The sequence below is a fragment of the Mesorhizobium sp. M0139 genome (assembly GCF_040322455.1).
Classification (GTDB): domain Bacteria; phylum Pseudomonadota; class Alphaproteobacteria; order Rhizobiales; family Rhizobiaceae; genus Mesorhizobium.
In genome coordinates this window covers 122,340-140,645 of the sequence record NZ_JAMYTN010000004.1, presented here as the reverse complement: position 1 = coordinate 140,645, position 18,306 = coordinate 122,340, and the positions used below count along the sequence as shown (strand labels likewise).

17 protein-coding genes are annotated in these 18,306 nt (G+C 62.9%); 6 read left to right on the top strand and 11 right to left on the bottom strand.

Annotated elements, in window-relative coordinates:
- Positions 1 to 13: 13 nt before the first annotated feature.
- Positions 14 to 817 carry a potassium channel family protein gene (locus NKJ58_RS08025; protein WP_023753322.1) on the top strand — a complete coding sequence of 268 codons (804 nt, stop codon included), beginning with the start codon at positions 14 to 16 and terminating at the stop codon, positions 815 to 817.
- On the opposite strand, the gene NKJ58_RS08020 is transcribed toward NKJ58_RS08025, so the two are convergent.
- Positions 792 to 1,706 (bottom strand): DMT family transporter, encoded by a 915-nt coding sequence (locus tag NKJ58_RS08020; RefSeq protein ID WP_023753321.1) that lies wholly within the window; start codon positions 1,704 to 1,706, stop codon positions 792 to 794. The genes NKJ58_RS08025 and NKJ58_RS08020 overlap by 26 nt on opposite strands.
- Positions 1,707 to 1,889: 183 nt before the next feature.
- Between NKJ58_RS08020 and NKJ58_RS08015 the strand changes: the two genes are divergently transcribed.
- Positions 1,890 to 2,396 carry a hypothetical protein gene (locus tag NKJ58_RS08015; protein WP_352852925.1) on the top strand — a complete coding sequence of 169 codons (507 nt, stop codon included), beginning with the start codon at positions 1,890 to 1,892 and terminating at the stop codon, positions 2,394 to 2,396.
- Positions 2,397 to 2,402: 6 nt separating this feature from the next.
- Here NKJ58_RS08015 and NKJ58_RS08010 read toward each other — a convergent pair whose 3' ends face one another.
- Positions 2,403 to 3,731 carry a DNA polymerase IV gene (locus NKJ58_RS08010; protein WP_023667579.1) on the bottom strand — a complete coding sequence of 443 codons (1,329 nt, stop codon included), beginning with the start codon at positions 3,729 to 3,731 and terminating at the stop codon, positions 2,403 to 2,405.
- A 67-nt stretch (positions 3,732 to 3,798) separates the two neighbouring features.
- Between NKJ58_RS08010 and NKJ58_RS08005 the strand changes: the two genes are divergently transcribed.
- Positions 3,799 to 4,374: a GNAT family N-acetyltransferase gene (locus tag NKJ58_RS08005; RefSeq protein WP_023667578.1), complete on the top strand. Its 576-nt coding sequence runs from the start codon at positions 3,799 to 3,801 to the stop codon at positions 4,372 to 4,374.
- 100 nt (positions 4,375 to 4,474) lie between these two features.
- Positions 4,475 to 5,962, top strand: a complete 1,488-nt coding sequence (locus tag NKJ58_RS08000; RefSeq protein ID WP_023667577.1) for a hypothetical protein — start codon at positions 4,475 to 4,477, stop codon at positions 5,960 to 5,962.
- 24 nt (positions 5,963 to 5,986) lie between these two features.
- Here the strand turns inward: NKJ58_RS08000 and NKJ58_RS07995 are convergent, their stop codons facing one another.
- Together NKJ58_RS07995 and NKJ58_RS07990 are read right to left on the bottom strand one after the other, a co-directional pair.
- On the bottom strand, positions 5,987 to 6,640 hold the full coding sequence (locus NKJ58_RS07995; protein ID WP_023681574.1) for a hypothetical protein: 654 nt from the start codon (positions 6,638 to 6,640) through the stop codon (positions 5,987 to 5,989).
- A complete protein-coding gene (locus tag NKJ58_RS07990) occupies positions 6,637 to 6,936 on the bottom strand; it encodes a DUF3572 domain-containing protein (protein ID WP_023691161.1) in 300 nt (99 codons plus the stop codon). The genes NKJ58_RS07995 and NKJ58_RS07990 overlap by 4 nt, the downstream gene beginning before the upstream one ends.
- Before the next feature lie 239 nt (positions 6,937 to 7,175).
- On the opposite strand from NKJ58_RS07990, the gene NKJ58_RS07985 reads away from it, so the two are divergent.
- Together NKJ58_RS07985 and NKJ58_RS07980 are read left to right on the top strand one after the other, a co-directional pair.
- A complete protein-coding gene (locus NKJ58_RS07985) occupies positions 7,176 to 7,547 on the top strand; it encodes a response regulator (RefSeq protein WP_023667574.1) in 372 nt (123 codons plus the stop codon).
- Between the two features lie 24 nt (positions 7,548 to 7,571).
- Positions 7,572 to 8,945, top strand: a complete 1,374-nt coding sequence (locus NKJ58_RS07980) for a PleD family two-component system response regulator (protein WP_352852924.1) — start codon at positions 7,572 to 7,574, stop codon at positions 8,943 to 8,945.
- Positions 8,946 to 9,353: 408 nt separating this feature from the next.
- Here the strand turns inward: NKJ58_RS07980 and rpmG are convergent, their stop codons facing one another.
- The 7 genes from rpmG to topA form a co-directional block, all read right to left on the bottom strand.
- On the bottom strand, positions 9,354 to 9,521 hold the full coding sequence (gene rpmG / locus NKJ58_RS07975; protein ID WP_006201775.1) for a 50S ribosomal protein L33: 168 nt from the start codon (positions 9,519 to 9,521) through the stop codon (positions 9,354 to 9,356).
- A 420-nt stretch (positions 9,522 to 9,941) separates the two neighbouring features.
- Positions 9,942 to 10,397, bottom strand: a complete 456-nt coding sequence (locus NKJ58_RS07970; protein ID WP_352511631.1) for a YqfO family protein — start codon at positions 10,395 to 10,397, stop codon at positions 9,942 to 9,944.
- Positions 10,398 to 10,512: 115 nt separating this feature from the next.
- Positions 10,513 to 11,688 (bottom strand): MFS transporter, encoded by a 1,176-nt coding sequence (locus NKJ58_RS07965; protein WP_352518654.1) that lies wholly within the window; start codon positions 11,686 to 11,688, stop codon positions 10,513 to 10,515.
- A 79-nt stretch (positions 11,689 to 11,767) separates the two neighbouring features.
- Entirely contained in the window at positions 11,768 to 12,508 is a 741-nt protein-coding gene (locus NKJ58_RS07960) for an NUDIX hydrolase (protein ID WP_352518653.1), read from the bottom strand.
- Positions 12,509 to 12,595: 87 nt separating this feature from the next.
- A complete protein-coding gene (locus tag NKJ58_RS07955; protein ID WP_027050375.1) occupies positions 12,596 to 13,048 on the bottom strand; it encodes a DUF983 domain-containing protein in 453 nt (150 codons plus the stop codon).
- Entirely contained in the window at positions 13,048 to 15,342 is a 2,295-nt protein-coding gene (gene rnr / locus NKJ58_RS07950) for a ribonuclease R (protein ID WP_352518652.1), read from the bottom strand. The genes NKJ58_RS07955 and rnr overlap by 1 nt, the downstream gene beginning before the upstream one ends.
- A gap of 4 nt (positions 15,343 to 15,346) precedes the next feature.
- The gene (topA, locus tag NKJ58_RS07945) at positions 15,347 to 18,010 is read right to left on the bottom strand and encodes a type I DNA topoisomerase (protein WP_352518651.1); all 2,664 of its coding nucleotides are present in this window, start codon (positions 18,008 to 18,010) and stop codon (positions 15,347 to 15,349) included.
- Positions 18,011 to 18,306: the final 296 nt, after the last annotated feature.

Sequence of the window (18,306 nt, the reverse complement as noted above, 5' to 3'; positions counted from 1 at the left end):
TACGCACTTGGTGATGAAAGCAGCCGAGAAGGACGGATTGCAGCAAAGCTCAGCGATGGCGCGGCTGCGTGACAGGCTGCGCAAGCTCTATCACGGACGCACGCCGGCGGCGTTCCGGTTTCAACTGGCGGCGGTCATCATCGACCTCGCCATCATCGCCTTCTTCGTTGCCACGCCGGTGCTCCAGGACAAGCCGTCATTCCTGTGGCTCGACTATACCGTCGCCGCATTGGTCGCCGCCGACCTGATTGCCCGGCTGTTAGCCTCCAACGACATGCTGCGGCTGATGAAACAGCCGACATCCTGGGTCGATGTCTTCATCCTTTTGACGCTGCTGATGCCGACGGCGCTGGCAAATCTGGCGTTCCTGCGCATCCTGCGGCTGTGGTCGCTGTCGCGCAGCGGTTCGCTGTGGCAGCATTTCGAAATGCGTGGCTTGAGGCCCTGGCGCGAGGCGAGCCACGCGGTCATCAACCTGTTGACGTTCCTGTTCGTCATCACCGGCTTCGTCTACACCTTCTTCTTCCGCACCGGCGCCGGCCTCGAAAACTACATTGATGCGCTGTATTTCACCGTTGCCACGGTGACGACGACCGGTTTCGGCGACATCGTGCTGCCGGGGATCGCCGGCAAGCTGACCGCGATCGCCACCATGATCATCGGCATCTCGCTGTTCGTCAGACTGGCGACGGCGATTTTTCGACCCGCCAAGGTGTTCTTTCCCTGTCCGCAGTGCGGACTGCAACGGCATGAGCCGGACGCCGTGCACTGCAAGGCCTGCGGGCATCTTCTCAACATACCGGATGAGGGGAATTGACCGACCGCTCCGAGGCCGCGACCTCGGCCGGCTTTGGCGCCTTGCGCTGCAGGTTGAGCAGGTTGCCCATCAGGATCAGCAGGGCGCCGCCGGCTGTAAAGATGTCGATCTGTTCGCTGTAGAGCAGCCAGCCGATCAGCGCCGACAGTGGCACGCGCAGGAAATCCATCGGTGAAATCACCGTAGCGTCGGCATAGGTGAGGGCACGCGCCATGCAGAAATGCGACGACATGCCGGTGAAGGCAATCAGCAGGATCCATGGCCAGAGTTCGAGCGGTGGGTTGCGCCATTCATAAAGCGCCGGGATCAGGCCGACCACTGACTGGATGATCAGCATCCAGAAGATGATGCGCACGACACTGTCCGTGCGGGTCAGCGACTTGACCAACACCACCGATACGCCAAAGCACACGGCCGCGCCGAGAACGACGAGGTGACCCGGATCCATGGAGCCGACGCCGGGGCGAACGATGACCACCACGCCGATCAGGCCAAGCACGACCGCCGCAATTTTCGGGCGGGAGAGCCTTTCGCCAAGAAAGGTCACCGCCAGGATCGCGGTCCAGATCGGCGTGGTGAATTCGATCGATATGAGCACCGCAAGCGGGATCAGCGTCAGCGCATAGAGCCATGCCGCCTGGCCCGTATAGTGGATGACATTGCGAGCGATATGGGCCAACGGGCGCTGCGTGCGCATTGCGGCGAATCCGCCGCTCATCGTCACCAGCGGCAACAGGATGAAGAAGCCGATCACCGAGCGCAGTTCCAGCACCTGGAAGACGTTGAGCTCGGCGGTGGTTGCGCGGCCGGCGACCGACATCGCCAGAAACGAGGCGATCGACAGCGCCATCCAGAACGCGGCTTTGGGGATCGATGGGGAAGGTGCCATAGGCGCTATGTCGCAAGCCGGGACTTCTATCGCAACCGTTAGGCGACGCATTCGACTGGGCCAGACCCGTTGCAAAACAGCCATGCTGGAAGTGGAACCTGACGCAACGGCAGGCGTTGGTTCCCGGTATTGGCCAATTGCTGGACGCATCGTTTCTTCAACATCAACGGGGGAGAGATTCCGATGAAATCATTCGCGCGGTTTCTGCTAGCCGGCTGCCTGGTAACTGCAAGCGCCACGGCCGATGCCGACGAGGCGAATTTTCTCAGCTCCTTGCAAGGGAATTTCTCCGGCAAGGGGACAGTCAAGGTCACCACCGACGCACCGACGGTGAATGTGTCCTGCACCTTCAATTCCGACGCGACCTCGAGTTCATTGTCGCTTGACGGCAATTGCCGTGGTCTTGTCGTGGTGACGCGCGCCATCAGCGCCAATCTGAAGGCCCGCGGGGCGAAGTATACTGGCGTCTATGTCGGGTCGCGCACCGGGCCGGCACAGCTCGCCGGCAGCCGTTCCGGGAACGCGATCAGTCTCGCCATTCGCTGGGCGGCGGAGGTCAATGGCGATCGCAAGGCGCGGTTGACGGTCGAGAAAACCAGCGGCGACGGAATGCGGTTGACCGTTACCGACGTCGATCCGAAAACCGGCAACAACGTGGTGACGAGCCGCATCGATCTCAAGCGTATCTAAGCCGTCTCACTCCTCGATCGGCTCCGGCGGGTTGGCGTTGCGGCCTTTACCGAAGGTGTAGCCGGTTTCCACCGCCTTCTTGCCGAACTTGTCGCGCAGCGTATCGATGGCGCTTTCGGCCATGGCGCGCTTGCGCGAGCCGACGTCGACGAGATCGGGCGGATCGGCCTTCTCGTCATCCGAGAGATCGCTGACACCGATGCCAAGCAGCCGGTACTTTGTCCCGTCCGCCTCCTTGCGCAACAGGTCGAGCCCGGTCTGGAAAATACGGTCGGCCAGCCTTGTCGGGTCGCCGAGCTGGCGGTTGCGGGTGCGCAGCTTGAAATCCTGCGTCTTCAGCTTCAGCACCACGGTGCGCCCGGCAATGCCTGACTTCTTCAGCCGCGCCGAGACCTTTTCCGACAATCCCCTCAGCACTGGAACCAGTTCGCCCATTTCAGCTATGTCGGTGTCGAAAGTGGTTTCGGCCGACACACTTTTCGCATCCTGGTCGGGATCGACACGGCGGTCGTCCTGGCCGCGCGAGAGATGGTAGAGCCGGGTGCCCATCACGCCATAGCGGCGCATAAGATCGGCGCGCTCCATGCGCTGCAACTGGGCGATGCTGCGGATGCCGTCGCGTTCTAGCGTTGCGGCAAAAGCCTTGCCGACGCCCCAGATCAGCGTCACCGGCTGTTCGGCTAGGAAACCCAGCGCCTCGGCTTCGCCGATCACCGAAAAGCCGCGCGGCTTGCGGAAATCGGAGGCAACCTTGGCCAGGAACTTGCAGTAGGAAAGGCCGGCCGAAACGGTGATGCCGATTTCCTTTTCGACGGTCTGCGCAAAGCGTGCCAGCACCACTGCCGGCGGCATGCCGTGCAGGCGCTCGGTGCCGGCGAGGTCGAGAAACGCCTCGTCGATGGAGAGTGGCTCGACCAGCGGCGTCAGCGCCTGCATCAGCGCGCGGACCTCGCGGCCGACGCGGACGTATTTCTCCATATTGGGCGGGATGACAACCGCTTCCGGACAGGCTTCGAGCGCCTTGAACATCGGCATTGCCGAGCGCACCCCCTTGATGCGGGCGATGTAGCAGGCGGTGGAGACGACGCCGCGCTTGCCGCCGCCGATGATCAGCGGCTTGTCCTTCAGCGCCGGATTGTCACGCTTTTCGATCGCCGCATAGAAGGCGTCGCAATCGATATGCGCCAGATGCAGCTGGTAGAGCTCGGGATGGCGGGTGAGTCGAGGGCTGCCGCAACGCTCACAGCGCCTGGTATCGCTGCGCTGAAAGGTCAGGCAGTCGCGGCAAAAACCGTGCTCGGGATTGTTGACAGGGGCCGCCATCGCTGCGAACATAAAGAGAACAAATGCAATGGTACGTCAGGACGGAAGCCGCCACAAGCGGTTAGCCGGGAGAGAACTCATGAGCACCACCATAGCGCCGCTGGCGCCTGACCTGTGGGCGGATTTCGAGGATCTTTTCGGCAAGCAGGGCGCCTGTTACGGCTGCTGGTGCACGCATTTCCGGATGGCGCCGGCGGTCCGACGGGCCAGCGACAAGCAGCGCAACAAGGATCATATCAAGGCGCGTATCGAGGCCGGGCCGCCGCCGGGGCTTTTGGCCTTCGAGGACGGCCAGGCGGTCGGCTGGATGCAGATCGGTCCACGCGCCGACGTGCCCGAATGGAACAATCGGGGCCGGGGCTCGGCGCCGGTCGATCCAACCGACGCCGTAGATCCCGGCGTCTGGGCCATCTCCTGCTTCTTCATCCGCGCCAGCGCGCGCGGCCGGGGCGTCAGCCACCGCCTGGTCGAGGGCGGCATCGCTTTTGCCCGCCAGAACAAGGCGCGGCTGGTCGAGGCGTGTCCGATCGACGTGTCGCGCGATTCGCGTTCGATCGGGCTGTTCGTCGGCTCGTCGCGTGTGTTCGAAAGGGCCGGCTTCGAGCGGCTTGTCGAACGCAAGGCCGGACGGCCGCTGATGCGGCTGGTGTTGTAGTCTAATTACCCGTCGGCGTTTGTTGATGTCCTGTGGAAGCTGTAGGTTGGTTTCATAGCAGACGAACGAAGCGTTCCTTTTTGGTCAAATGGAGAATTTTGTGAACCGTGTCTTGCCGCTTGCTTTCCTTCTCGCCCTCAGCGCTCCTGCCTTTGGCCAGGCTGTCGATGCCCAAGGTGCCAAGCAACTTTCCGATGAGCTCTCTCGCTATGTCGGCAAACAGGCGCTCAATGAAGGCATTTTGAAGATCTCAGCCGAGGAGGGTGCCTACAAGATCACCTTCGATGTGATGGCGCTTGTGGCGAAGATGCCGAAGCAGGATCTGAAGCGGTTCGATTTCCCGCCCGTCACGCTGCGGGTCAAACCGCGCAGCGACGGAGGCTGGGATGTCGCCTCGGATTTCTCTACGACTGGGTCCATCGAGGTAAATGGCCCAAATGGCCTGAACACCGGGCAAATCGTTGTCAAGGATGGCAAGTTCACGGGCGTCTATGACCCGGAACTGGCGGCATTTACCAGCGGCACCAGTTCGATTGCGGGCATGACGATGACGTCGCGCCAAGTCAGTCAATTGACCGATTTGAGCGTGGGGCTGGGCTCTTCCAAATTTGACGCCAGGAAGTCGGCCAACGGCGGCGTCGATCTTAAACTCACACAGGCGATGGCGGACTTCGTCGAAACGGTCAAAATCGATGACCGGTCAATCGCAGCGCTCCGGGCACCGGAGCTCGCTGTGAACGTGACCGCTAAGGCCATTCAGACCAAGCCGCTTCTGGATCTTTTGGCGTTCGCCGTCGCCCATGAGGACGAGGCCCGGCTGAAGGCCGATCAAGCAGAGTTCAAAACGCTTCTGCTCGGTGCGCTGCCGCTATGGGAACGGATCGATGGGACCTACGCATTCAAAAACCTTGCCATTGAAACATATGCCGGCAATTTCGGCGCGGCGCAGCTGAACACCGTTGTCGGCATGGACGGCATCAGCAAGGACGGCAAGATCAGCTACGCATTCAAGGTTTCCGGCCTGACAATACCGCAGCAGATGCTGCCCAGTTGGACCGTTGCGTTGCTGCCGACGGATCTCGACCTGAATTTCGGCGGCGCCAACATCGATCTCGACAGTATGGCCAGGAAAACCATCGACACCCTCGATTTCAGCAAGGATCCACCGCTGCCGCCAGATTTCGGCGACGAGATTTCCGCCAATTTCCTGGCCAAGATACCAAAATTCGTTCTCGGGCACAGCACGGTGAAGAACGGCGACATCGAGGTCGCCATGGAGGGCGAAATGACGTTCCCCGGCAAGAAGCCGGATGCGAGCGTGACCGTCAACGTAACCGGCTACGACAAGATCGTTGAAACCTTGCAGGCGGCGGCTAAATCTGACCCGGAGGCCTCGCAGGCTTTCACAGGGGCGCTTGCGATTAAGGGATTCGCCAAGACGCTGCCGGACGGCCGTATCGAATGGGTGATCAACGCCAGGCATGATGGGTCGGTGACGGTCAACGGCGCGATGCTGAAGGGGCCTGATCCGGTCGTGGAAGACAACGCCGATCCGGATGCGATCCCTGGGACAGCAACGAAGCCTTGAGCACTGACCTCGGGGGCGGCTAACTCAGAGTCCCAGCGCGCTAGCAATCTTTGGCGCGGCTTCGTGCCAGTCCTCGACGGAGATGATGTCGTCCGGCACCGGCGGCAGGAAGGCGCGCAGCGAATTGTCGGCCATCAGGTGGAAGAGATGGGCGTCGGCAACCGAGTTGCGTGCCGAGATGAGGTTGGCGGGCTGGTCGTCGACAAAGGCTACCGGCCGGCCTCTGCTACCACGCAATTTGGCCACCGCGGGTCCCTTGGCCATTTCGGTGGTCAATAGCGGATAGGGCAGACCGAGCGCATCGAGATGGGCGCGGCGGGCGGCGCGATGCCGGTGCGGCATGGCGGTCAAAAGGACGATCTCGACGCGGTCGCTGAGGCTGGCAAGCGCTTGTTCGGCACCGTCGGTAACGCTCTGCCAGTCGGCCTGCGTATCGAAGAAATCTCCGAGAAGTGCCGTCACCTCCGGCTGTTCGATCAGCCGGCCGCTCGCCGTTTCGGCAATGTTGCCGGTGAGACGGAAGGAGGCCAGGGTCAGGCCGAAGCCGCGCGATTTCAGGAAATGCGGAAACGGCCGGATGAATTCGAGCACGACATCGTCGACATCGAGGATCAGCAGAGGCCGGTCGTCGGCTGCAAGTTCGGCGATCTGGCGTGCCGTCTCGGGATCGTCGCTCATATCGAATGCTCATGGTCGTCGCCGCCAAGAGGCAGCGCGCGCAACGCCTTGCCGACTGAGGCAGGCGGGGTGCCGGTTTCCTCGGCAAAGCGCAGCAAGGTCGGCTCGTGGGCGAGGATGAACTGCAGCACGCCGGCAAGGAATCCCGGTTCGGCCGCGGCGCGGCGGATGGCGGACGCCTCGATGCCGGTGATGGCCAGGAAGCGCGGCAGGAGTTCGGGGTCGGCGGCGACGAAGCCCAGTGCCTTCACGGCAATGGTTTCCGCTTCCTCGCGCATTGACGCTGCGTTTGCCATCACTACTTTCTCGTTGCTGAAATGAGTCTCTTTTCCGCAGTAATCGCAAGCGTCGCCTGCGGCAAGCCACAGCCCCGATCCAATGTGGTTTTCGAGGTGGAATCCGAATGGCTTTTGCCGCTTCGGGTTTCCATTTCGTCAATCATATTGCCTTAAGAGTGGGCGAGGGTTTGGTGTGCTTCGACAAGGGCGCATAGCGGCAGGGCTTCGGGCAGAAGCCTGGCCGGGATGGGAAATCGATGCCTAAGAAGGTCATGATCGTCGAGGACAACGAGCTCAATATGAAGCTCTTTCGCGACCTCATCGAAGCCAGCGGTTATGAAACGGTGCGCACGCGCAACGGGCTCGAGGCGCTCGATCTGGCGCGCCAGCACAGGCCCGACCTGATCCTGATGGACATCCAGCTACCCGAAGTGTCGGGGCTGGAAGTGACGAAATGGCTGAAGGAGGACGACGACCTCCATTCCATTCCGGTCATCGCCGTCACCGCCTTCGCCATGAAGGGCGACGAGGAACGCATTCGCCAGGGCGGTTGCGAGGCCTACATCTCCAAGCCGATCTCGGTGCCGCGTTTCATCGAGACCATCAAATCCTATCTCGGTGATGCCTGATGCCTTCAGCCGGAGCCTTGTGACATGACCGCGCGGATCCTCGTCGTCGACGACATCCCTGCCAATGTCAAACTTCTCGAGGTTCGGCTGCTGGCCGAATATTTCGAGGTGCTGACGGCCTCCAACGGGCCGGACGCGATCGAGACCTGCGAAAACGGCAAGGTCGATGTCGTGCTGCTCGACGTGATGATGCCCGGCATGGACGGGTTCGAGGTCTGCAAGCGGCTGAAAAGCGATCCGGCGACCGCGCATATACCGGTGGTCATGGTGACCGCGCTGGGCCACGTTGCCGACCGGGTGCGCGGCCTCGAGGCAGGCGCCGACGACTTTCTCACCAAGCCGGTCAACGATCTGCAGCTGATGACGCGGGTGAAGAGCCTGGTCAGGCTGAAGTCGCTGACCGACGAGCTGCGGCTGCGCGCATCGACCACCCGCAACATCGGCATCGAGGCGCTGTTGAGCCGCAGCTTCGCGTCGGAGGACGCCACGCCGAAGGTGCTGTTGATCGACGAGCGCAAATCGTCGGTTGAGCGCATCCAGAAAATGCTGCGCGGCAGCGCCAAGCTCGACATTGCGACCGATCCGCATGCCGGCTTCTTCCAAGCCGCCGAGGCGCCCTATGAGTGCGTGCTGATCTCGACCGGTTTTGCCGATTTCGATCCGCTGCGGTTGTGTTCGCAATTTCGTTCGCTCGACCGCACCCGCTTCCTGCCGATCATCCTGATTGCCGATGGAGGCGAGGAGGGGCGCATCATTCGCGGGCTCGAGCTCGGCATCAACGACTATCTGATGCGGCCGATCGACCAGCAGGAGCTGACGGCGCGGCTGCGCACCCAGGTGCGCCGCAAGCGCTACAACGACCAGCTGCGCGCCAGTGTCACCCAGACCATCGAGATGGCGGTGACCGACGCATTGACCGGGCTGCACAACCGCCGCTACCTCGACAGCCATTTGCAGACGCTGTTCGACCGCGCCGTGGCGCGGCGGCGGCCTCTGTCGGTGATGATCACCGATCTGGACCGCTTCAAGACCGTCAATGACTCGCATGGCCATGATGGCGGCGACGATGTGCTGCGCGAGTTCGCAAGGCGGCTGCGCAAGAACGTCAGGGGCATCGACCTTGCCTGCCGCTTCGGCGGCGAGGAATTCGTCGTTGTGATGCCGGACACGGACGGCGCGGTGGCGGAGAAGGTTGCCGAGCGCATTCGCGCTGAAATCGCCCAGCTGCCGTTTGCCATCGGCCCTGAAGGCAAGGCGATCGAAGTCACGGTCAGCGTCGGCGTGTCATCGGTTCTGAAGGGCGCGGACACGGTCGCGGCGTTGATGAAACGTGCCGACGTGGCGCTCTACGAAGCCAAAAGTGGCGGCCGCAACCGGGTCGTCGCCAAGGCAGCGTAGGCTAGACCACCGATTATGCAGTCAATCGGACAGGGTTAGGAATTTACCTTAATCCAAGCGATTCGGCAGGCTTGGTTAAGAAACTATTGATTTTCAAACATTGTTGCGCAAATGTGCGGTGCAAGAACAAGGGCGATGCGGGCACGAGGGTAGACAGCCGCATCGCTTCGCCGAATACCCCATGATGCTCAGGTCCGCCGCATCTCCTGGGTCCGTGGGGTCGGCCGGCCGGCGCTGGCACATAGTGGCCTCCTCGTACCGCTGCCATACGCCGACCGGCCCCCTTTTTTGCCAAAAAATGAGATGAGCACTTCGCGCCAAACAGCGGAGGGTTCTGGCTTTCGGGGCCTTGAATCAAAAACGCCGCCCGAAGGGGCGGCGCTTTTGACAGAGCGTATGAAAACCAGATTACTTGATCTTGGTTTCCTTGAACTCGACATGCTTCTTGGCGACCGGGTCGTATTTGCGGAACGACAGCTTGTCGGTCTTGGTACGGCTGTTCTTGCTGGTCACGTAGAAGAAACCGGTGTCGGCGGTCGACAGAAGCTTGATCTTGATGTTTGCGGCTTTGGCCATTGTATCAGTCCGTTATGTTCGTGGGGTTCTGGCCGCTGGAGCGGGGGAAAACACCCGGACGCGGGAAACTTGGCGCGACACATAAAGAACGTGCCCGGAAAGTCAAGCCCGACGCCTTGCCTCTGTCGTAAGCACATGAGTTGTCCGGATTAGGTAGCACGTGAGTTGTCCGGTTTTATCATCGGCGCGATGGAGGCTGAGGACGAGACGGACAGCATGGCTATGGGCCGGCGAATGCCGGGACGCAGCGAAGCGGCGGGTTGGGCAGGGTGGATTGTCACCCCCGCCCAATTCTTCGCAGGCTCAGGGCGTTCGAATCTCGAAAAACCAAGCAATTGGCTTTTCGTCCGCTACGGACCGCTTCTCACCTCACAACGGGAGAAGGTAAGGCCGGTGCTTCCCCTCAGCGGGGCCGGATTTCTAGGCTTCTTCCTTAACTGGAAGCGCTTTCTTCCAGTCCCCGGTGGTGTTCCACCAGCGATTCGGATTGGCGCGGTCGTCCAGGCCCTTGGAGCGGCTGGCGAGGATTGGCTGGATGCGGATCACCGGCTCCTGGTAGGAATGCGCCTGGAAAATCGCCTCGACGACGCGGGCGGCGAGCGCCTGGTCGTCGGGCAACTCGAACGAGACCTCGACGGTGCCGGGGCGGCGGCGCAGTTCGGTTTCGACGCCGGCGGCTGCACCTTCCAGCGGTCGGTAGCGTTCGATGCCGTGCGCGGTTTGATAGGCGTTGCGGTCGTATTTGCCCATTGCCAGCGGCGCGATCGCGACCACGGCGTCCATGATGCGGTCGACATCGGCTGCCGGGGCCTGGAAGCTGACAAGCAGCAGAAGCGTCATGCGCAGAGATGTGGTTTCAAAGCCGCTGTCGATCATCGCCGTATCCTCAAACTCGGGTTTTTTGGGACACCCTTTTAGCTGAGGTCTCCTGACACGGTTCTGTCAGCAGCGGCGACATCCCGTCAGGATTGCGCAGGCTGCGGCGGACAGGCTACCAGATCTTGCGGATCAGCCTGGCGCTGACCAAGGCGATATAGGCGGCAAAGAACAGGCCGAGCGACCAGCCGAAGCCGGAGGGCCCGAAGGCATCCATGCCGATGCCGATCGCCTGCGGGCCAAGCACCATGCCGACGCCGTAGCAGAGCACGAAGGCGGCGTTGGCCGAGGCCAGTTCATGGCCGGAAAGCTGCGAGCCCAGATGGGCAAGGCCGATCGTGTACATGGCGGCCACCACGCCGCCCCAGACAAACAGAAGCGCCGCCATCAGGTGCCAATTGCCGGCGAAGAACGGCATGAAGATGGTGCCGGCAAGTCCGACCGTGGCGCAGGCCAAAAGCAGATAGCGGCGGTCTGAGACGCGGTCGCTGATCATACCGATAGGGATCTGCAACAGCACGTTGCCGAGGCCGATCATGGTGAGCAGGAGGGCTGCATCCGCCTCGGAATAGCCGATGCGGTTGCCATAGACGGGGAACAGCGCAAAGCCGCCGGTCTCGACAGCGCCGAACACCAGCACGGCGGCGGTCGCTGTCGGCACCAGCCAGATATAGCGCAGGAAGTTGCTGGTTTCGCCGTCAACCACGATTGTGGGACTTTCATTCCGTGCGGCCAGCACCGGGATTGCGGCCAGCGCGACCAGGACGATGATGACGCCAAACGGCAAGAAGCCGGTGCTGCCGATATGGGCGAAGATCCATGGCCCGGCGGCGAAGCCGAGCGACAGCACTGTGGCGTAGATGCCGAGCACCAGGCCGCGCCGGCGCGGCGGCGCCGAGGTGCTGATCCAGAATTCCGACAGGATGAACAGCACCGTCAGCGCGATGTGCAGCACGACGCGTAGTGGGAACCACATCCAGAAGTCCGGCGCGAAGTGGAAGCCGACAAAGGCGAGCGCGCCGGCGGCGATCATGGCGATCATCGTCCAGGCGACGCCGAAGCGCATCGCCAGCGGCGTGGCCAGCGGGGCGCCGGCGATCGAGGCAAGGCCGGCGACCGCGGTGTTGAGGCCGATCATCGATGCCGAGTGGCCGCGGCTCTCGAGAATAACGCTGAGCAGCGGCATGCCGAGGCCTATGGCGATGCCGACGACGCTGATCGACGAGATCGCGGCGATCATCGGTAGCCAATGTACGCGCTCGTCGCCCTCTTGCTGGGTATCGACCGTCATGGGATGCCTGAATACTCTGTCTGTTTGATATTGCGTAATTCCGGACGGAAAACCGCGTCACACTTTTCCTGGAATTGCTCTAAAGAATTTCGCGAACAAAGCGGTTGCGGATAAGCCGGTAGAACGGCACGGACCCACCGGGTCGCAGGCGTGGATCGCCGGCAAGCCGCGTCTCCAACTCCTGCAAGATCGTTCGGGTGATGTCGGGGATATTGGCCTCTCTGGCCTTGGCAAGCGGCAGCCAGATCAGTTCTTCCAGCTCATTGGTCGGGCCGCCACCCGGCAGTTCCACGGCGACATCGCTGCGCCAGGCGCTGAAGAAGCGGGTGTCGAAACGACGCACGCGATTGGGCGGGGTGATGGCGCGGGCGAGGAAGCGCAGCGGCGCCAGCGAAGGCTGGACGCCGTGCTCGACAAAGCCCTGCCAGTCGCGCTTGTCGGTCGCGAAAGAGCCTTTGCGGCCGATGAGCAGGCCGGCTTCCTCATAGGTCTCGCGGATGGCCGAGAGCGCGATGGCACGGGCCCGCGACGGGCTGATGCGGCCGACGCCGGCGGTCAGCCTGGCTTCTTCCTCCGGAAGCAATGGGGTGGCAACGGCAATGCGGCTGTCGGCCGAATCGGTGCGGCCGCCGGGAAAGACGAACTTGCCGGGCATGAAGGCGTGGCCTGCATGGCGCCGGCCCATCAGCACCAGAATCTCGTCGCCCTCGCGGTCGAGCAGGATCAGGGTGGCGGCATCGCGCGGGCGTATGGGCAGGCCGCTGTGGGCGGCTGCGCCACGGTCCATCCTGCTGACTTCCGCCTTGGTCATACCTTCCATGCGCAGGACCTAGCGGAAACTTCTGGCAAACGAAAGTGGCCTTTCACGGTCGGCATGTTGCGCCAGGCGACATTGCCCTGACGCAAACTAGGTTCCGGGATGCGGCTCGGTGCCGTCTTTTTCGCCGCCGAAGCCGTGCATATAGAGCGCCCATTGCAGTCCGATGACGGCGCCCTTGACCGGTTGCAGCAGAGCGACCGACAGCACGATGGTCAACGGCACCCAAATGGCGATGTGCTGCCACATGGAGAGCGTCGACGTCGCCTCGACGCCCATGAAGGCGCCGAGAACGATGTGGCCGACGATGACGATGACGAGATAAGCGGGCAGGTCGTCGGCGCGGTGGTGGTGGAACTCCTCACCGCACGCGGCGCATTTGTCGACGCTTTTGGTGAAGCCGGCGAACAACCTGCCTTCGCCGCAATGCGGGCAGCGGCCAAGGGCGCCGCGCTTCATCGCCGTCCACAGCGGGCGGGCGACTCGGCCCGAATGATGTTCGCCGCCGAAAACCTGCTTCTGGATTCCCATTTCGCTTGCCATTATCGTCTCCTGCCGCGCGATTGCGACGCGCGGGCGCGGCCTTTTGCCTTGTGAAACGACCGTTTGGAGCCGGGCAGGGGCTTCGGGTCGGTCAGCATCTCGAAACGCATCGCGCCGGCCATAGGCGCCACCTCGATCAGGCGAACCTCGACGCGGTCGGCAAGCTGATAACCCTTGCCGGTGCGTTCTCCGAACAGCGATCGCGCGGTTTCGTCATATATATAGTAATCGCCATCCAGACTTGACACCGGGATGAAGCCATCTGCGCCAAACTGCGGCAATTGGACAAATAGTCCCGATTTGGTGACGCCCGAAATGCGGGCGTCGAAGCGGTCGTCGATGCGCTCGGCGAGGTAGGCAGCGATCAGCCGGTCGACGGTGTCGCGCTCGGCCGCCATGGCGCGGCGCTCGGTGCCGGAGATCAGCACCGCGAAGTCTTCCAGCTGCGTCGCTTCGTCCTGCGTCAGCCCGCCAGGGCCGAGCCCAAGTGCGGCAATCAGCCCGCGATGCACGATCAGATCGGCATAGCGGCGAATCGGCGAGGTGAAATGCGCGTAGCGCTTCAGGTTGAGGCCGAAATGGCCGATGTTCTTGGGCGAATATTCGGCCTGACTCTGCGAGCGCAGCACCACTTCGTTGACCAGCCCCTCATTGTCGGCGCCACGCACGCGCTCGAGAATGCCGTTGAACTGGGCGGGCCGCATCTGCGCGCCACGCGCCAGCGACAGGCCGAGCGTCTGCAGGAACTCGCGCAGCGATTCCTGCTTGGCCAGCGACGGCGCATCGTGGACGCGGTAGACCAGCGCCTGCTTCTTCGCTTCCAGCGTTTCGGCGGCGGCGACATTGGCCTGGATCATGAATTCTTCGATCAGCTTGTGGGCGTCGAGCCGCTCCGGGACGACGACGCGGTCGACGGTGCCGTCCGGCTTGAGCAGGATCTTGCGCTCGGGCAGATCAAGCTCGAGCGGCTGGCGGCCATCGCGGCCGCGCTTGAGGATGGCGTAGGCGTCCCACAGCGGCTTCAGCACCGTATCGAGGATCGGGCCGGTCTTGTCGTCAGGAAGGCCGTCTATCGCGGCCTGGGCCTGCGGATAGGCGAGCTTTGCCGCCGATTTCATCATGACGCGGTGGAAGGTGTGACGCAGCTTGCGGCCATCGGCGGCAAAAATCATGCGCACGGCAAGCGCGGGACGGTCCTGGCCTTCTCGCAGCGAGCACAGGTCGTTGGAGATGCGCTCTGGCAGCATCGGCACGACGCGGTCGGGGAAATAGACAGAATTGCCGCGTTTCAGCGCCTCGCGATCGAGTGCGGTGCCATAGCGGACATAGGCTGCAACATCGGCGATCGCCACCGTGGCGATCACGCCGCCGGGGTTCTTCTCGTCGAGGTCGGGCGTGGCGAAGACGGCGTCGTCATGGTCCTTGGCGTCGGCCGGGTCGATGGTCACCAGCGGCAGGTCGCGCCAGTCCTCGCGGTGAGCAAGCGTCGCCGGTTTTACCGCCTCGGATTCGGCGATGACGTCGGCCGGGAAGATATGCGGAATGTCGTGCGCGTGGATGGCGATCATCGAGACCGCCTTTTCGCTGGTCAGCGAGCCCAGCACAGCCAGCACTTTTGCGCGCGGCAAACCATACCGGGAGGCCCGCGCCGGCTCGACCTCGACAAGGTCGCCGTTCCTGGCGCCGTTCTGGAATTCCTTGTCGACGATCAGTTCGGGCTGGCGACGTTCGACCGGCTCGATTCGGAAGGTGCCGTCCCTCAGGATACGGAAGACGCCCAGCACGGCATCTGTCCGCTTCTCGAAAATCTTCATTACGCGGCCCGTATAGGCAGGCCCGGTCGCCTCGTCGGTCGGGAAGGTCTTGGCCAGCACACGGTCGCCAATGCCCGGCTGCGGGCCATTGCCGCCGCGGGAGACGCGGATCGAGACGACAGGCGGTTCGCCGGTGCCTACGGGCTCGGCAGGATGCGCCAGCAGGATGCCGTCGCCATCGCGGCCAAAAATGTCGAGTACGGCGACATGCGACAAGGCGCCGACACGGGCCAGCCGTTTGCGCTCCTTGGTCAGGATGCCTTCGTCCTGCAGGTCGCGCAGGATGTCCTTCAGCCAAATGCGGTCGTCGCCGCGCAAGGCAAAGGCCTTGGCGATGTCGCGTTTTCCCGCGCGGTCGGGGTTCTCGGCGATGTAGCGCAGGATTTCGTCACGCGACGGGCGATAGTCGTCCTTGACCTTGGCGCGGGTATCGGCGGTGCGCGGATCGCCGTGGCTTCTACCGGTGATCCTGCGCGCCACGCTGCTATCCCTTTTTCTTCGCCGCCGGCTTCTTGGTCGCCGATTCCTTGGCTGTGGTTTTCTTGCCAGTGGTTGTCTTGCCAGTGGTTGTCTTGGCTGCGGGGGCCTTGGCGGCTGCCGCCTTGCGGAACGGCTTCTTGCCGCCGCCTTTGGCTTCCTTCTCGGCAATCAGCGCCACCGCGTCCTCGACGGTCACCGACTGCGGATCCTTGCCCTTGGGCAGTGTCGCGTTGACCTTGCCGTAGTTGACATAGGGCCCGTATTTGCCATCGCGCACGACGATCTTGCCGCCGCCATCGGGATGGTCGCCGAGTTCCTTCAGCGCCGCCGCGGTGCCGCCATTGCGGCCGCCCTTGCCCTTCAGCTGCTTCTCGGCGATCACGGTGACAGCGCGGTTGAGGCCGATCGAGAACACATCCTCTATGCTGTCGACATTGGCATAGGTGCCATCATGCAAAACGAATGGACCATAGCGGCCAAGCCCGGCGGAGATCATCTTGCCGGATTCAGGATGCTTGCCGATATCGCGCGGCAGCGACAGCAGCGCCAAGGCCTTTTCATGGTCGATCGAGTCGGGCGTCCAGCCCTTGGGCAGGCTGGAGCGCTTGGCTTCCTTGCCGTCGCCGCGCTGGATATAAGGACCGAAGCGGCCTGAGCGCAGCGTGATTTCCTCTGCCGTGTAGGGATCGTTGCCGAGCACCTTGGTGCCGTCCTCGCCGCCGCCATTCTCGCCATTCGGGTTGGCGGCATCGCCGAGTTGGCGGGTAAAGGAACATTCCGGATAGTTGGAGCAGCCGACGAAGGCGCCGAACTTGCCGAGTTTCAGCGACAGATTGCCGGAGCCGCATTTTGGGCAGATGCGGGGATTCGAGCCATCCTCCCGCGCGGGGAACACCAGCGGCGCCAGTTCCTCGTTCAGCGCGTCGAGCACGTCGGTGACGCGCAGTTCCTTGATGTCGGCGACGGCGCCGGAAAAATCTTTCCAGAAGTCGCGCAGCACGTCCTTCCAGGCGAGCTTGCCGTCGGAAATCTCGTCAAGTTTTTCCTCCAGTGAGGCCGTGAAGTCATATTCGACATAGCGCTCGAAGAAGCTTTCGAGGAAAGCCGACAGCAGCCGGCCCTTGGCCTGCGGCACCAGCCGGCGCTTGTCGATGGTGACGTAGTCACGGTCTTCCAACGTCTTCAGGATCGCGGTGTAGGTCGACGGACGGCCGATGCCGAGCTCTTCCAGCTTCTTGATCAGCGACGCCTCGGAGTAGCGCGGCGGCGGCTCGGTGGTGTGCTGGGTGGCATTGATCGCCTGACGGGCCAGCTGCTCGCCGGCACGGATCTCGGGCAGGCGACGGTTTTCCTCGTCTTCGGCGTCCTCGTCCTTCTGGTCGGTGTAGGCGGCGATGAAGCCGTCGAAGCGAACGACGGAACCGACGGCGCGAAGCTCCGCGGTGCGAGCGCCATTGACCGCCTCGATTTCGACCGTGGTACGCTCGATCTCGGCCGACTGCATCTGGCTGGCGATGGCGCGCTTCCAGATCAATTCGTAAAGCCGCAGCTGGTCGGAATCGAGATACTGCCTGACCGAAGCCGGCGTGCGCATGAAATCGGTCGGGCGGACCGCCTCGTGCGCTTCCTGGGCATTCTTGGCCTTGGCTGTGTACTGGCGCGGCTTTTCCGGGAGGTATCTTGGGCCGAATTCCTTGGCGATGGTGTCGCGGGCGGCGTCGATCGCCTCCGGCGCCATCTGCACGCCGTCGGTTCGCATATAGGTGATCAGGCCGGTGGTCTCGCCGCCGATCTCCATGCCTTCATAGAGGCGCTGCGCCACTTGCATGGTGCGCGTCGCCGAAAAGCCGAGGCCCGACGATGCCGCCTGCTGCAGCGTCGAAGTGGTGAAGGGCGGGCCAGGATTGCGCCGCGTCGGCTTGGCTTCCACCGACAGAGCCTTGAAGGTCGCGCCTTCGAGCATGCCCTTGATATCGTCGGCCTGCGCCTTGCTGGCGATGTCGAGCTTCTGCAGCTTCTTGCGCTCGAACGCGGTCAGCCGCGCCTCGAAGCTGTCGTTACGTGGCGTGCCGAGGAGGGCAGCGATCTGCCAGTATTCCTCGCGGACGAAACGTTCGATTTCGGATTCGCGGTCGCAGACCAGGCGCAGCGCCACCGACTGGACGCGGCCGGCGGAACGGGCGCCCGGCAATTTGCGCCACAGCACCGGCGACAGCGTGAAGCCGACGAGATAATCGAGTGCGCGGCGAGCCAGATAGGCATCGACCAATGGCGCATCGATCTGGCGCGGATTGGCCATCGCTTCCAGCACCGACGACTTGGTGATGGCATTGAAGACGACGCGGCTGACCGGCTTGTCCTTCAACACGCGCTTCTGCTTGAGCACCTCCAGCACGTGCCAGGAAATGGCTTCGCCCTCGCGATCCGGATCGGTGGCGAGGATCAGGCCATCGGCATCCTTGACCGCGTTGGCAATGTCGGCGAGGCGCTTTCCGGAAGCGGTGTCGACCGCCCAGGACATGGCGAAATCCTCGTCGGGACGCACCGAACCATCCTTGGCCGGCAGATCGCGGACATGGCCGAACGAGGCCAGAACCTTGAAGTTCTTGCCGAGATACTTGTTGATTGTCTTCGCCTTGGCCGGCGATTCGACGACGACGACGTCCATGAGGTCTCATATCAGCTGTGGGCGGCAGAAGAATTCCGCTGCGTGACGCATTTTTGTTGCCGCTCACATGGCCGCGCTTTTGCGATCGGTCAAGGGCAAGCGGCCAAAATGCGGAGGCGTCCGCCGCAATACACTCTATGAGTGTATGGAGAAGACCACAAAATTTTTGCTTGGGACGGTTCGTGTTTGGAGCCACTGGGTAAGGCGCGCCGCGACCGGTTCGCGCTGCCTGTAAATGCAGAACTGGCCGCCGGGTCGCTTGGAGCCGGCGGCCAGCCGAGTCCCGCCGATGGGGT

What these genes read in the sequence shown, in the direction of transcription:
- NKJ58_RS08025 (WP_023753322.1), top strand. Translation starts at nt 14, where the DNA reads ATGAAAGCAGCCGAGAAGGACGGATTGCAGCAAAGCTCAGCGATGGCG.
- NKJ58_RS08020 (WP_023753321.1), bottom strand. Translation starts at nt 1,706, where the DNA reads ATGGCACCTTCCCCATCGATCCCCAAAGCCGCGTTCTGGATGGCGCTG.
- NKJ58_RS08015 (WP_352852925.1), top strand. Translation starts at nt 1,890, where the DNA reads ATGAAATCATTCGCGCGGTTTCTGCTAGCCGGCTGCCTGGTAACTGCA.
- NKJ58_RS08010 (WP_023667579.1), bottom strand. Translation starts at nt 3,731, where the DNA reads ATGTTCGCAGCGATGGCGGCCCCTGTCAACAATCCCGAGCACGGTTTT.
- NKJ58_RS08005 (WP_023667578.1), top strand. Translation starts at nt 3,799, where the DNA reads ATGAGCACCACCATAGCGCCGCTGGCGCCTGACCTGTGGGCGGATTTC.
- NKJ58_RS07995 (WP_023681574.1), bottom strand. Translation starts at nt 6,640, where the DNA reads ATGAGCGACGATCCCGAGACGGCACGCCAGATCGCCGAACTTGCAGCC.
- NKJ58_RS07990 (WP_023691161.1), bottom strand. Translation starts at nt 6,936, where the DNA reads ATGGCAAACGCAGCGTCAATGCGCGAGGAAGCGGAAACCATTGCCGTG.
- NKJ58_RS07985 (WP_023667574.1), top strand. Translation starts at nt 7,176, where the DNA reads ATGCCTAAGAAGGTCATGATCGTCGAGGACAACGAGCTCAATATGAAG.
- NKJ58_RS07980 (WP_352852924.1), top strand. Translation starts at nt 7,572, where the DNA reads ATGACCGCGCGGATCCTCGTCGTCGACGACATCCCTGCCAATGTCAAA.
- rpmG (WP_006201775.1), bottom strand. Translation starts at nt 9,521, where the DNA reads ATGGCCAAAGCCGCAAACATCAAGATCAAGCTTCTGTCGACCGCCGAC.
- NKJ58_RS07970 (WP_352511631.1), bottom strand. Translation starts at nt 10,397, where the DNA reads ATGATCGACAGCGGCTTTGAAACCACATCTCTGCGCATGACGCTTCTG.
- NKJ58_RS07965 (WP_352518654.1), bottom strand. Translation starts at nt 11,688, where the DNA reads ATGACGGTCGATACCCAGCAAGAGGGCGACGAGCGCGTACATTGGCTA.
- NKJ58_RS07960 (WP_352518653.1), bottom strand. Translation starts at nt 12,508, where the DNA reads ATGGAAGGTATGACCAAGGCGGAAGTCAGCAGGATGGACCGTGGCGCA.
- NKJ58_RS07955 (WP_027050375.1), bottom strand. Translation starts at nt 13,048, where the DNA reads ATGGCAAGCGAAATGGGAATCCAGAAGCAGGTTTTCGGCGGCGAACAT.
- topA (WP_352518651.1), bottom strand. Translation starts at nt 18,010, where the DNA reads ATGGACGTCGTCGTCGTCGAATCGCCGGCCAAGGCGAAGACAATCAAC.